Here is a 12,531-nt window from a genome sequence, read left to right as displayed (position 1 = left end):
TTTTTTTGCATTTTTTTTATGCGGCTTGATAAACTTTCTGTTTCTTCTGGCATTTTCTGTGCTTATTTCCCATAAAAAACTGAAATTTCATAAAATTTATTTTAAAGGAGTGTTTAGTGCCACATGACGTAGAGCTCATTATCCTGTTAGCTGTCGGTTTTGGCTTAGCCCTGGTTTTTGGCTATATCGCTGCACGTCTACGCCTTCCCCCACTGATTGGTTATCTGGTTGCCGGGATTCTGATTAGCCCGAACACCCCAGGCGTGGTTGGAGATGTGCATCTGGCGAACCAGCTGGCCGAACTTGGCGTCATGTTCCTGATGTTTGGTGTCGGGATGCACTTTTCTCTGAATGACCTGATGCAGGTCAGGCGTATTGCCTTGCCGGGTGCAGTCTTGCAGATTGCAGTCGCGACACTGCTCGGGGTCGGGGTCTCCATGCTCTGGGGCTGGAATTTTGGCTCTGCCCTGATCTTTGGCTTAAGCCTGTCCTGTGCCAGTACCGTCGTGCTTCTCAAAGCCCTGGGTGATCGTGGCCTGCTCGAATCCATTAACGGGAAAATTGCAGTCGGCTGGCTTCTGGTTGAAGATCTGGTTATGGTTCTGGCACTGGTATTATTACCCGCAACTGCAGTACTTCTCGGTGGTCAGGCACTGGAAGGCAGTAGTAGCAATCAGAATGTCTGGATCACCTTAGGCATTACCTTGCTCAAAGTAGCCGGCTTTATTGCTTTCATGCTGATTATTGGTAAACGTTTAGTGCCAATGATCATGCAGGTGGTGGCACGTTTAGGCTCACGTGAGCTATTTACCTTAACCGTCGTAGCTGCAGCCGTATCGATTGCCTTTGGGGCTTATAAGGTCTTTGGCGTATCCATGGCACTCGGTGCGTTCTTTGCCGGGATGGTAGTGAAAGAGTCTGACTTCAGCCACCGTGCCGAAGAAGAAACCTTACCGCTGCGTGAAATCTTCTCGATTCTGTTCTTTGTGTCCGTCGGTATGCTGTTTGATCCGCGTATCCTGATGGATCAGCCACTTCATGTGTTGGCGGTGCTCGGTATTATCATGATTGGTAAAACCATCGCAGCGATGGCACTGGTGCTGTTCTTCCGCTACCCAATCAATACGGCACTCACCGTCGGTGCATCTCTGGCACAAATCGGTGAATTCTCTTTTATTCTGGCCGCACTTGGTGTATCGCTAAATCTATTGTCACTCGATGGGCAAAACCTGATTCTAGCGGGTGCCCTGATTTCGATTACCCTGAACTCGTTTATTTTCTCAGCAGTAGAACCGGTACAAAAATGGATTCGCGAACGTTCGTCTCTAGCACGCTTATTAGAGCGTAGTGGTGATCCGCTTGCGATGCTACCGGATGAAGTCTCACAGGACTATCTGCGCGATCAGGTGGTGATTGTGGGTCATGGTGAAGTCGGTCGTCGAATTACCTTATCTCTAATGGAGCAAGATATTAAGGTAGTCATTGCCGAAGAAAACCGTGAGATCGTAGAGAACTTGCGTAAAAAAGGCATTGCGGCAGTTTCTGGTGTCGCAACTGAACCCGGTGTGTTGATTCAGGCTCACATTCAGCATGCACGTCTATTGGTGATCTCACCGATGGATATTATTGATATCCATAAAATCGTGGATATTGCCAAGACCCTAAACCCTGCTATTCAGATCCTGCTGTGTGCGGAAAGCAAGGAAGAAGCTGAAGTGATTCGCCGTGACAATATTGGCGAGGTGTACTATGCCAAAGAGGAAATGGCGAGAAATATGAGCAATCATATTTTGAACCAGATCGAAATTGCGCATAACCATCCACCTACGCATTATTCAGGCTAATTTCTTAAAGAAGTTGTCAAAATTGACAACTTCTTTTTTTATTGATTGGACTGGAATTTATCACATCGGCAAACCATAAAATTTCAGATTACTTTTCTGTTTAATAGACTTAATTTTTTTCTCTTATTCTCTATTTTTTTCATTTTATAAACACAAAAAAAGCACACTTCAAGTGTGCTTTCCTGCTCGCCAGGGTAGGCAATTTAGCTCATATATTTGGGCTCTTCATCCACAACTTCAGCTTGCCATTCATTGACCTGCTGTTCCAGCAAACCATATAAAGCAGCCTGAATCATGTGTTGTGCAATCACAGGCGTTTGATCACCCAACAGAGCTTTCACCTCGTCATTAAACTGAATCATGACTAATGGCTGTTTTTTTGAGCCCGCATTACGTAATGCCAACGCGCCACCTTCAAGTTGAACGAGTTCCAGAATCGCGTCTTGATTACCAAATAAATCTTTCAACTGTTCTATAGACATATATCCTCCATGTTCAACATGGTGGCAAAGAGCGATTGCACTTTGCATCATTAGAGTAATTGATATAGGGTTAATAATCGCAATTTCAAGTACAGCTGATCAGATTAAAATTCAACCATCTCATTACGAAAACCATCAATAAGCTGCGTCAGGTCACGATGCCATTCTCGTAATATAGCAGTATCAGGTAACCAGGCTTGTGGTGTCTGTGTGACTTTAATGATGAGATTTGAAGAAGTTTCGTCTTCGGGTTGTGGCGAACTTGGCTCTGGCGCATATTGGCAGAGACGGTAAGCACGTTTCAGTTCAGCAAGAAAACCATCTTTGGATAAATGCTGTAATACGGTCACTTCAGGTGATACCTGCCCCTTAGCCGCCATAAGCTCTTCAATCGATTTCAGCGTCGGGCTCAGGTCATTCAGACGGTAATAGCGTACCAGTTCCTGCAAAAAGGCCAGCAGCGCCCCATGCAGATGGAATACGGCAGCTTCACGATGAGCTTGTGCCTGCTGCACATGATCAGTCTGTTCAGCCTGCTGACAGGCCATACGGGCGAAATAAAGTTTTTGATTGGTACGGTCCGCATGATAGCGAGCAACTCGTGTCATCGAGATTTCCTAAGCATTAAAACAAATTTTGGCTCTTATAAAGTAAAACGTCCGCTCGCATTACGCAATGCAAGATTGTCTACGCTGTCGATCTATTCTGCATGATCTTGATACTTCAGACTGCTGATATTAACCCTTCAGTAAAAATCTAGGCCTTTTTAAAGGCAAAAAAAAGAGCATCATACATGCTCTTTTTTATCAGCTGTTATTTAAGCCTGTGGCTTTTCTTCAGCTTGCTTCACACGAATCCCCTGACCATGCAGGCGCAGTGTATTTAAACCTTTAATCGCTTTAACAGCTTCACGGCCATGTGGCATTTCTACAAAGGCAAAACCTTTAGACTTGCCTGTTTCTGCATCCATGACCAGCGTACAAGACTCAACAGTACCATATTGCTGAAACAGGGTCAGCAATTCAGCTTCTGTTACAGTGCGCGCCAAGTTACGAACTAAAATTTTCATCGGATAACCTTAAGAAGATAGGCAAAAATAATCAAAAAGCACGTGCCTACTCTACTTTTTGCGTCAAACCCAGAAGGGATAGTTTAATCGAGATCAATCCCAAAATCTAAATTAATCGACTGGCGCTCAATTAAAGCACTTTTCACAGTCTGTTGACGGGTTTTGTAATGAGTTTCTGTGACACATAAATTGCGGGTCAAATCATTGAGAAAATAGCTTTCAATTTTACGCCCCTGCTCATCTACCGTTTCACGCGCCCAGTGATTCAGGTTTTGCTTGGTCAGAATCAGTTCATTCTGTGCACGAGTCAGCGCCACATACAATACACGCCGCTCTTCCTCGACATCATCAAAATCCCCTTGCGCCCGTGCATGCGGATATTGTCCCGGCGTAACATTAGCCACATAACAGACTTTCTGTTCCGTACCCTTGGCCGAGTGAATGGTAATGAGGGTCACCACATCCGTATCCGACTGGCGTTCAATTTCGGAAATAGAGACCGGATCAAGCACATACTCTTCCAGAAACTCACTCACTTGAGCATGCTTGGAAGCCAGCTGTTTTACCAATTCAAAATCTCCCTGACGGCGATTCCAGTCTTTTTTATAGTTCTCGGCCAGTTGTGCTTCAATGGCTTGGACTGCCAGACCAACACAGGCCTGTACTTCGGTTTTGAGTACCGCCATTTGCTTCATAATCAGAATGGTTTCCAGTGGAATCTTGCCAAATTTTTCTAGCTTGTCGGCAATGATATCCATCTCTGGCTCAGCTAAAAGCTGCTGAGACAGCTTACTCGCCCCGACATCACCCACACCATTCCACAACGTTAAAAAACGCATCCAGGCAATATCATCCAGAGGATTCGCCACCACACGCAACAGGCTGAGCAGATCTTTCACATGTGCAGTTTCTAACAGTTTCATCCCGCCGATGAATCGATACGGAACATTGGCCGCGATGCAGGCTGCTTCAATATGTCGCGCTGCATAACTGGAACGTACCAGCACCATATGATCGGACCATTTGCTGCCTTGCATATAATGGCGCTCTTTAATATCAATCGCGATCCATTTCGCTTCATCAAACTCGTTCGGGAAAATGTGCATCTTTGGCTTGATACCTTCACCACGATGCGCATCCAGACGCTTGTCATATTTGATTTCGGACTGATCCAGCAGCCAGTTAGATAGATCCAGAATTTCCTGAGTTGAGCGGTAATTCTTTTCTAGTTTAAAAATTTTTGCATCCGGTACCCGTTCCTTGAAATGGTGAATATTTTCAAAATCAGCACCACGGAAACCATAAATCGACTGTGCATCATCGCCAACACAAAACAGACTGATCTGATCTTTTAGCGGTTCCAGCAATGCCCATTGCAATGGATTAGTATCCTGCATTTCATCCACCAGCATATGCCGACAAATTGAGGACACATATTCCACTAGCCCTTCAGACTGTGCCAAAGCAGTCGCCACCACAGCGAGGATATCATCATAATCCAGAAAGCTACGCGCACACTTACGCGCTTCATATTCCTTCATAATGTCGGCAATCTGGTCTTTGAGTGCCAGATATTCTGGCATCTGCTTTTCCAAAGCCAGACTCAGTTTCTGCCGGGTGTTCCGAGCAAAGGAATACAAATCACATAATTCCTGAGGCTTAGGCAAATGATTGGGGTTCTTCTTGTCATCACGACCGCGAATCAGGCGGAACATCATCAGCTGATCATCACGATCAATAATCGAAAACTGTTCCAGTCCAAAAGCCTTTGGAATCCGGCGCAGCAGATACATACAGAAGGTATGAAACGTTGATGCACGTAAGCCTTTGGCCTGTTCACCGAGTGCCAGTTCCACCCGTGCCACGATTTCACTCGCCGCACGACGTGTAAAGGTCAGAATCTGAATTTGATTCGCTGGTACGCCCTGTTCAATCAAGTAAGCTGCACGTGCCACGATGGTCTTGGTCTTGCCACAGCCTGCCCCAGCCAAAACCAAACTGTGCTTTGCTTCTGTTGTCGCAGCTTGCTTTTGTTGCGGATTTAATTCATCTATCAGGGAGGCTAAACTCATAGTGTCTCAATGTACTAGGGAGAAAGATAGTTTAACAGAGCAGGCTAGATTCTGGGTGTTCTGCTGTTATTTTCCTTTTGATTTATTGTAGAACTCTTTTTTTGTTTCATGCATTTAAATACAACTAAGTTGATGTTTTACATTTGATTTTATAAGTTAAATATTGGTATAAAAATTGCTCAATAAATCTCGTATTTTTTAATAAAAACAAGGATGCTGCAACTTGCATACAACCTATAAAACACTCAGCGCTTTGATCATGAGCTTTGGCATGTATTCAAATTTACATGCAGAAACAGTTTCTATAGAAATGACACCCGAAGTCTGCTTAAAAGACCTTGAATATACCGCCCACCTCATCCTTGAAAATGATGCAGGGATTATTGCCAAAAGATGGACCACCTACCCTGAACAGATTCAACAGATTTTCAATCAACAAAAAGAAAAACTTCAGGGTGTAAAAACCGTTGTGGAGTGTCAAAAAATTATTCGACCTTTCATGAAATCCATTCGAAATGGTCATTTAGGTATTAGTATTCATCCAGATGCACAAGCAGCACAACAGCAATCTTCAGACACGCAAGTACCAATTGAAGTGATAACAGAAAATAAAGCTGAGAGAGTTACCACAAAAAAACTATCTGATTCCACCACCTTACTAACCATTTTATCTTTTGACTATGCTCTGTATGAAAAAATTCAGCAGGTGGTATCCAGTAATCAAGATAATCTTTTAAAAGCACCGTATTTGATTATTGACTTGCGTAACAATGATGGCGGCAGTGACCAAACAGCTGAAGTATTATATAAGATTTTAGGGGAAGCGAAGTACTGGAATACCTCTCCACAAATTTATGCCTCCTCTACCAATATTGACGGATGGGAAGCATACAAAAGCTTTTTAACAGATGAAGATTCACTGACTCATCTCAATAAAACAATTAAAAAAATGCGTGAACAGCAAAATCAATGGGTCAGTATGAGTTCATACAAAGAATCGCAAGAGGTGGTTACAAGCAAAGATATTTTAGCAACACCGCAAAAGGTGGTAATCTTGATCGATAAAAATTGCGGTAGCTCATGCGAACAATTTGTATTAACTGCGCAGCAAAATCCTCGTGTGGTCACGATGGGGCGGCCAACCTATGGCGCTCTTGATGCCTCAAATGTGATGGAAAAGACCTCGCCTTCCAAGCAACTTCAAATTTACTATGCATCAACCTATATTCACCGCCCTGCAGGTAAAGAAATTGACGGCGTTGGCATCCCGCCAGCCATCAAACTACCAAAACCACAAAACCAAGCTGAATATAGTGCCGAAATTCAACTTGCACAGCGTTATTTAGAACAAGGTCTATAATGACTATGATGTCTAGCTTTTAAACCTATTGTACTAAATCCAAATCAGCACAAACTTTCGAAACTGCTAATTGCAGATTTACTTCTGCATTTTTTAAGGCTTCTTCTAAAGGACAATCTGGTGGATTATTACCAATAATCTGGCTAAATCCTGATTCAAACAGATCCTCAATTCCTTCACCGACTAGACCCGCAAAAGCAATCACAGGTTTATTCAATTGTTTGGCCACTTGTGCCACCCCAAATGGTGTTTTACCGAATTTGGTTTGAAAATCAATTTTACCTTCACCAGTCAGGACATAATCTGCCTGAGCTATTTTCTCGCTCAATTGAACCTGTTCAATCATCAGTTCCACCCCGGAACGAATAGAGGCAGCGGTGAATGCCATTAAACCAAAACCCAGTCCACCGGCTGCACCCGCACCTGCAACATGACGATGATCATGGCCAATCTGCCTAGCGGCTACATCGGCAAAATGACCAAGGTTTTGATCCAGCTGCTTGACCATTTCCGACATTGCCCCTTTCTGTGGGCCAAAGATTATCGATGCACCATGTGGTCCACACAGCGGATTATTGACATCTGATGCAATGATTATTTCAGTATCTGCTAAACGTGGATCCAGTCCAGATAAATCCATTGATTTGACCAGATCTAAGTTTCCACCACAGACCTGAATTGGCTCACCTACATGATTTAAAAACCGCACGCCCAGTGCCTGAGCCATCCCTGCACCAGCATCATTGGTAATACTGCCACCCAGCCCAATGATGATTTTTTTCACTCCCAGATCCAATGCCTGTTTAATCATCTCTCCTGTGCCATAGGTTGACGTGAACATCGGATTACGCTGTGAAGGTGGTAATAAATGAATGCCATTGGCCTTGGCCATTTCAATCACGGCGGTTTGACCTGCGTCCATTAAACCCCAATAGGTATGAATACGTTGCTCAAACAGTGGCCCGGTCACTTCACATGGAATTTGCTGTCCCCTTAGGCTTGAAATTAGCGCATCGACAGCTCCTTCACCACCATCAGCCATCGGTACCTGTATGATACAGGCATCCGGAATGACTTTCTGGATACCCCGCTGCATTGCTCCACATGCCTGTTGAGCACTCATACTTTCTTTAAAGGCATCTGGTGCAAGAACAAAGATTTTTGACATATAGCGACGATCACTCTTTTTGGTATCTCTACAGTATCAAAAAGAGTGTATATAATGCTCTTAAAACAAAGGATTAAACCTTAGATGAACTTTTCGGAACCTCACGGCGAACATAGGAAGCAAGCATCAGGTAGTTAATACCCTGAAATAAAATATCAACGGCTAGAAACAAGCCCAACACCCAGAACGGAGCATCTGGTGTCCGCAAGATCATGATTCCGGCCAGGAGAGTCAGTATGCCGGAAAACAGGATCCAGCCCCATCCCGCCATTGGCCGGAATACAAAGGCATTTATTAAGCGGATGACTCCTGCAATAATCAGGATAATGGCCAGAACATTGGTTAGAACGATCGCGGTTTGCACGGGTGTGGTAAAAGCAAAATATCCGGCGACTAAATACAGCAGGCCAAATAAGGCCCAGAACCAGCGCATACCGCCCTCAAAAATCTTGAAGGATGCGATAATATGTAAGACCCCACCGACCATCATCAGCACGCCAAATATAAATACTGCAGATAAGGTTGCCACAGGTAAGGTCGCCAATAAGATCAAACCAAAAATAACCAGCAAGATACCAAAGAGCAGATACCATTTCCGGTTTCGATGTAAGGAATCGAATACAAGGTCATTACCTACTGTTTTCATTTTTATTCTTCTTGATGCTGTTCGTTTAATTTATCTTAAGCGATTTAATTGACCATACTGTATAAAAAATGCAACTTTCATGTCATGACTTCAAGCTGGCAACAGCTATGGGGTCAGTGACAAGGAGGTTGTTATTCTTTCCACCCAAGTTCAATGGCTGTGATCGCATTAATTAATGTCTGCTCTAAAGCATCTGGCATTTTGCTGGTCGTTTGAGAAGTGGGAATATGACCTGCCATCAGCTCTGCTTTGGCTTGCGGAAACAAAGGTTGCTGATCTGGAAATGCATAACCCACCGGATAAAGCGGCTGTCCTGTCGCTAAATCATATTTGTCCGAGGCCCCAAAAGCATGCAGCAACTCATGTACCAAGACAATTTTATTCTGTTCAGCCTGTTTTTTGGAGGCAAATAAATTGACTGATCCAATCCGGCCTTTTTGCAAGGCAGTTGAATGCCTTAATTGCTTGGTTTGTGCAGGATCATAATAATTTAAATATAAAGTCACACTAGGTGAACCATCAGTACTTTGATGCTGTTTCCAGGCATAAAAACGGAATTTCAAACTCCATAAAACGGTATCGATGAGTGAGGCCTGCTCCGGCACTTTAGGCGGCAATTCTTTAAGTTCACGCCCCAGATTAAAATAAAAATAAGTGGGCTGTCCACGGTACTGCTGGGCCGCTTTTTCCAGATATTCTTGTGTTCCTTTTAGATCCTGAGCAGACAATTGCTGGATATATTGCTGTGTGGTCGCCAATCCATCTGCATTGATCGGATGCAACAGAACAAAGATTGGTTTGTTCCAGTCCTGATTCTGATCTCGATAAGCATTTACTGCCACCACAAACAAAATCATCAATAAAATCAGGATTCGGATCTTTTTCCACATATGAACACGCCAATAGAGAGTTAATTTAAATTTTATTTTTGTTTCGTTTTTTGATCTTCAGAGCGCAGATATAAAACACAGCTCAAAGTAACCAGTGACATAATAATCACCAGAATAATCATTATCCCTCGATCCATAGGAATGCCCATTTCATTAATCTTTTCAAGCATGAAATAGAGGATAGATCCTAATCCGATACTTAAGAACAGGAATTTATCTAACCAAGTCATGCATGATTCCTATTTTAATCTTTTATTATTTAACGCCTAGAATATCCTAGAATTATCTTGATCAAAAATACTTAGTCATAAAAAAATGCCGACTTTCGTCAGCATTTTCTTGATGTCTTATAGCTTAGGCTTCAACCCATTTGCCATCCTGATAAACCAGCGACCATTTGGTTTGCTTGCCTTCAGGGGTTTCTGAACCAATGTATTGAGACTGGTTCTTACGGCTGAATTTCACCAAGGCTGGATTTCCTTCAGGATCCACATCTGGCGCCTGCAGAATAAACTGATATTTTGGATCCAGCTGATCCGCCACAGTACGCAGCTCTGCCACCTTCGGTGCACGAGTTTCACGGACTTTCGGGAACTTGCTGGCTGCCAGGAACAGACCGGCTGCGCCATCACGCAGAACAAAGAAATCGTCATGCTTGGTTGAACGCAGGTGTTCCATCTTGATCGGATCAACACGTGGAGGCGCAGGTTGACCATTCTTCAGGACTTTACGGGTATTCTCACAACTGGTGCAGGCAAAATATGGACCAAAACGGCCAGTTTTCAGCTGCATTTCACCATCACATTTATCACATGGAATGGTTGGGCCATCATAACCCTTAATCTTGAATTCGCCTTCTTCCAGCTCATAACCTGTACAGTCCGGGTTATTACCACAGATATGCAGTTTACGGCCGCCATCAATCACATAGCTGTCCATTGCAGTGCCACAGACTGGACAACGTTTTTTCGACATCAGGTCAGCAGTTTCTGCTGCATCATCATCAGACAGTGCAGCCAGAGATTCAACCGGAGTCAGGTTCAATGTACCTTTACAACGTTCTTTCGGTGGCAAGTTATAACCCGAACAGCCCAGGAATACGCCTGTTGTACCGGTACGGATCTGCATCGGACGGTCACATTCTTTACAATGGACTGCTTCAACTTCGACAGGCTGATTGCGGCGCATGCCGTTTTCACCCTGAGCATTGGTCAGACGTTTTTTGAAGTCACCATAGAAGCTATCTAACAGATCTTTCCAGTTACGCTCACCATCTGCCACTTTATCCAGCTGACCTTCAAGGTCTGCAGTAAAGTCATAGTTCATCAGGTTATTGAAGCTTTCATCCAGACGATCGGTGACGATCTCACCCATCTTCTCAGCAAAGAGACGACGGTTCTCCAGTTTTACGTAACCACGATCCTGAATGGTCGAGATAATGGCAGCATAAGTCGAAGGACGACCAATACCTTTTTTCTCAAGCTCTTTGACTAAAGATGCTTCAGTAAAACGTGCCGGTGGTTTGGTAAAATGTTGAGATGGATCTAGTTTTTCCAGCTTCAGCACTTCACCAACTTTCACAGCAGGCAACAGTACATCATCATCAGATTTGTTCTGGCCACGAACTTTGGTGAAACCATCAAATACCAGAGTACGACCTTTGGCTTTCAGTTCAACACCATTCGCATCCACTAAAATAGTCGATGATAAATATTCTGCTGGTGTCATCTGACAAGCTACAAATTGACGCCAGATCAGGTCATACAGACGCTGTGCATCACGTTCCACTCCAGCCAGACTATCGCCTTTCAATGCCACATTGGATGGACGAATGGCCTCATGGGCTTCCTGCGCACCAGCTTTATTACCATAACGGTTCGGCTTGGCTGGCAGATATTTCTCGCCATATTCAGACTCGATATGACCACGCACCATATTGACTGCATCATCACTCAGGAAGGTGGAGTCAGTACGCATATAGGTAATGAAACCAGCTTCATACAGGCGCTGTGCCAGCATCATGGTTTTCTTCACCGAGAAACCTAGACGGGTACTTGCGGCCTGTTGCAAGGTAGACGTGATATACGGCGCGCTTGGATTCACCTTGGTCGGCTTATCTTCACGGCTAATAACTTTATATTCAGCGTCTTTAATCAGATTCAGTAAAGCATCTGTTTCAGCTTTATTATGCAGCTTTAAAGTCTTGCCATTTTGCTTGACCGCTTCCAGACGAATATCATCTTTCTTGGATTTGGTATCTGCAAAAACCTGCCAGTATTCTTCAGGAATGAACTTACGAATTTCACGTTCGCGTTCCACGACCAGCTTTACAGCGACAGACTGTACACGCCCCGCAGACAGACCACGGGCAATTTTTTCCCATAGCAGTGGCGAAATCATGAAGCCGACGACACGATCCAGGAAACGGCGTGCCTGCTGGGCATTGACCTTATTGGTATCTAGACGTGAGGGCTGTTTAAACGCTTCCTGAATGGCATTTTTGGTAATTTCGTTAAAGACCACACGTTGATAGCGTGAATCATCGCCGCCGATCACTTCTTTTAAATGCCAGGCAATCGCTTCCCCTTCACGGTCCAAATCCGTTGCGAGATACACTTCATCGACTTGCGATGCCAGTTTTTTCAGTTCAGCGACTACGCCTTCCTTGCCCGGAAGGACTTCATATTTGGCTTTCCAGTCATGTTCTGGATCGACACCCATCCGGTTAATCAACGCCTGCTGTGATTTTTCCGCTTTTTCTGCTTCAGTCAGCTTGGTTCGGGTCACCGGTTTTTTCTCTGCAGTTTTCGCAGAGCCGCCCGTCGGCAAGTCACGCACATGACCCACCGAGGATTTCACGATGTAGTTTGAACCGAGATACTTGTTGATTGTTTTCGCTTTTGCAGGCGACTCCACAATCACCAAGGCACGTTTACTTCCAGCGTCGGAAGACTTCGCCGTGCTGCTTTTTGATGTGGACCGAGGAGCGTTCGCCATATT

General features: G+C 44.3%; 11 protein-coding genes. 2 read left to right on the top strand and 9 right to left on the bottom strand.

Features of this window, described 5'->3' with window-relative positions; translation table 11 throughout:
* The first annotated feature begins 116 nt into the window (after window positions 1-116).
* A complete protein-coding gene (locus FTV14_RS03695) occupies window positions 117-1,844 on the top strand; it encodes a cation:proton antiporter (protein ID WP_180053360.1) in 1,728 nt (575 codons plus the stop codon).
* Between the two features lie 203 nt (window positions 1,845-2,047).
* Here FTV14_RS03695 and FTV14_RS03690 read toward each other — a convergent pair whose 3' ends face one another.
* The 4 genes from FTV14_RS03690 to FTV14_RS03675 all read right to left on the bottom strand — a co-directional run bounded on the left by FTV14_RS03690 (window position 2,048) and on the right by FTV14_RS03675 (window position 5,467).
* Window positions 2,048-2,326, bottom strand: a complete 279-nt coding sequence (locus FTV14_RS03690) for a hypothetical protein (RefSeq protein ID WP_004781893.1) — start codon at window positions 2,324-2,326, stop codon at window positions 2,048-2,050.
* 104 nt (window positions 2,327-2,430) lie between these two features.
* A complete protein-coding gene (locus FTV14_RS03685; protein WP_159123620.1) occupies window positions 2,431-2,934 on the bottom strand; it encodes a DUF6586 family protein in 504 nt (167 codons plus the stop codon).
* 209 nt (window positions 2,935-3,143) lie between these two features.
* A complete protein-coding gene (locus tag FTV14_RS03680; protein ID WP_004781890.1) occupies window positions 3,144-3,395 on the bottom strand; it encodes an RNA-binding protein in 252 nt (83 codons plus the stop codon).
* An 83-nt stretch (window positions 3,396-3,478) separates the two neighbouring features.
* A complete protein-coding gene (locus FTV14_RS03675; RefSeq protein ID WP_180053359.1) occupies window positions 3,479-5,467 on the bottom strand; it encodes an ATP-dependent helicase in 1,989 nt (662 codons plus the stop codon).
* 223 nt (window positions 5,468-5,690) lie between these two features.
* Here FTV14_RS03675 and FTV14_RS03670 point away from each other — a divergent pair, with 223 nt between their 5' ends.
* Complete coding sequence (locus FTV14_RS03670) at window positions 5,691-6,827, top strand: S41 family peptidase (RefSeq protein WP_179993117.1); 1,137 nt, start codon at window positions 5,691-5,693, stop codon at window positions 6,825-6,827.
* Between the two features lie 25 nt (window positions 6,828-6,852).
* Here FTV14_RS03670 and FTV14_RS03665 read toward each other — a convergent pair whose 3' ends face one another.
* The 5 genes from FTV14_RS03665 to topA all read right to left on the bottom strand — a co-directional run bounded on the left by FTV14_RS03665 (window position 6,853) and on the right by topA (window position 12,528).
* The gene (locus FTV14_RS03665; RefSeq protein WP_180053358.1) at window positions 6,853-7,995 is read right to left on the bottom strand and encodes a glycerate kinase; all 1,143 of its coding nucleotides are present in this window, start codon (window positions 7,993-7,995) and stop codon (window positions 6,853-6,855) included.
* Between the two features lie 73 nt (window positions 7,996-8,068).
* On the bottom strand, window positions 8,069-8,641 hold the full coding sequence (locus FTV14_RS03660) for an HdeD family acid-resistance protein (protein WP_180053357.1): 573 nt from the start codon (window positions 8,639-8,641) through the stop codon (window positions 8,069-8,071).
* A 131-nt stretch (window positions 8,642-8,772) separates the two neighbouring features.
* A complete protein-coding gene (locus FTV14_RS03655; protein ID WP_180053356.1) occupies window positions 8,773-9,531 on the bottom strand; it encodes a hypothetical protein in 759 nt (252 codons plus the stop codon).
* A 32-nt stretch (window positions 9,532-9,563) separates the two neighbouring features.
* Entirely contained in the window at window positions 9,564-9,761 is a 198-nt protein-coding gene (locus tag FTV14_RS03650) for a hypothetical protein (RefSeq protein ID WP_180053355.1), read from the bottom strand.
* Between the two features lie 124 nt (window positions 9,762-9,885).
* The gene (gene topA, locus FTV14_RS03645) at window positions 9,886-12,528 is read right to left on the bottom strand and encodes a type I DNA topoisomerase (RefSeq protein ID WP_180053354.1); all 2,643 of its coding nucleotides are present in this window, start codon (window positions 12,526-12,528) and stop codon (window positions 9,886-9,888) included.
* Window positions 12,529-12,531 lie beyond the last annotated feature (3 nt).

The organism is Acinetobacter sp. YH12236, from assembly GCF_013417645.1.
Taxonomy (GTDB): Bacteria; Pseudomonadota; Gammaproteobacteria; order Pseudomonadales; family Moraxellaceae; genus Acinetobacter.
This window is presented reverse-complemented; position numbering and strand designations above follow the sequence as displayed.

What these genes read in the sequence shown, in the direction of transcription:
- FTV14_RS03690 (WP_004781893.1), bottom strand. Translation starts at nt 2,326, where the DNA reads ATGTCTATAGAACAGTTGAAAGATTTATTTGGTAATCAAGACGCGATT.
- FTV14_RS03685 (WP_159123620.1), bottom strand. Translation starts at nt 2,934, where the DNA reads ATGACACGAGTTGCTCGCTATCATGCGGACCGTACCAATCAAAAACTT.
- FTV14_RS03680 (WP_004781890.1), bottom strand. Translation starts at nt 3,395, where the DNA reads ATGAAAATTTTAGTTCGTAACTTGGCGCGCACTGTAACAGAAGCTGAA.
- FTV14_RS03675 (WP_180053359.1), bottom strand. Translation starts at nt 5,467, where the DNA reads ATGAGTTTAGCCTCCCTGATAGATGAATTAAATCCGCAACAAAAGCAA.
- FTV14_RS03665 (WP_180053358.1), bottom strand. Translation starts at nt 7,995, where the DNA reads ATGTCAAAAATCTTTGTTCTTGCACCAGATGCCTTTAAAGAAAGTATG.
- FTV14_RS03660 (WP_180053357.1), bottom strand. Translation starts at nt 8,641, where the DNA reads ATGAAAACAGTAGGTAATGACCTTGTATTCGATTCCTTACATCGAAAC.
- FTV14_RS03655 (WP_180053356.1), bottom strand. Translation starts at nt 9,531, where the DNA reads ATGTGGAAAAAGATCCGAATCCTGATTTTATTGATGATTTTGTTTGTG.
- FTV14_RS03650 (WP_180053355.1), bottom strand. Translation starts at nt 9,761, where the DNA reads ATGACTTGGTTAGATAAATTCCTGTTCTTAAGTATCGGATTAGGATCT.
- topA (WP_180053354.1), bottom strand. Translation starts at nt 12,528, where the DNA reads ATGGCGAACGCTCCTCGGTCCACATCAAAAAGCAGCACGGCGAAGTCT.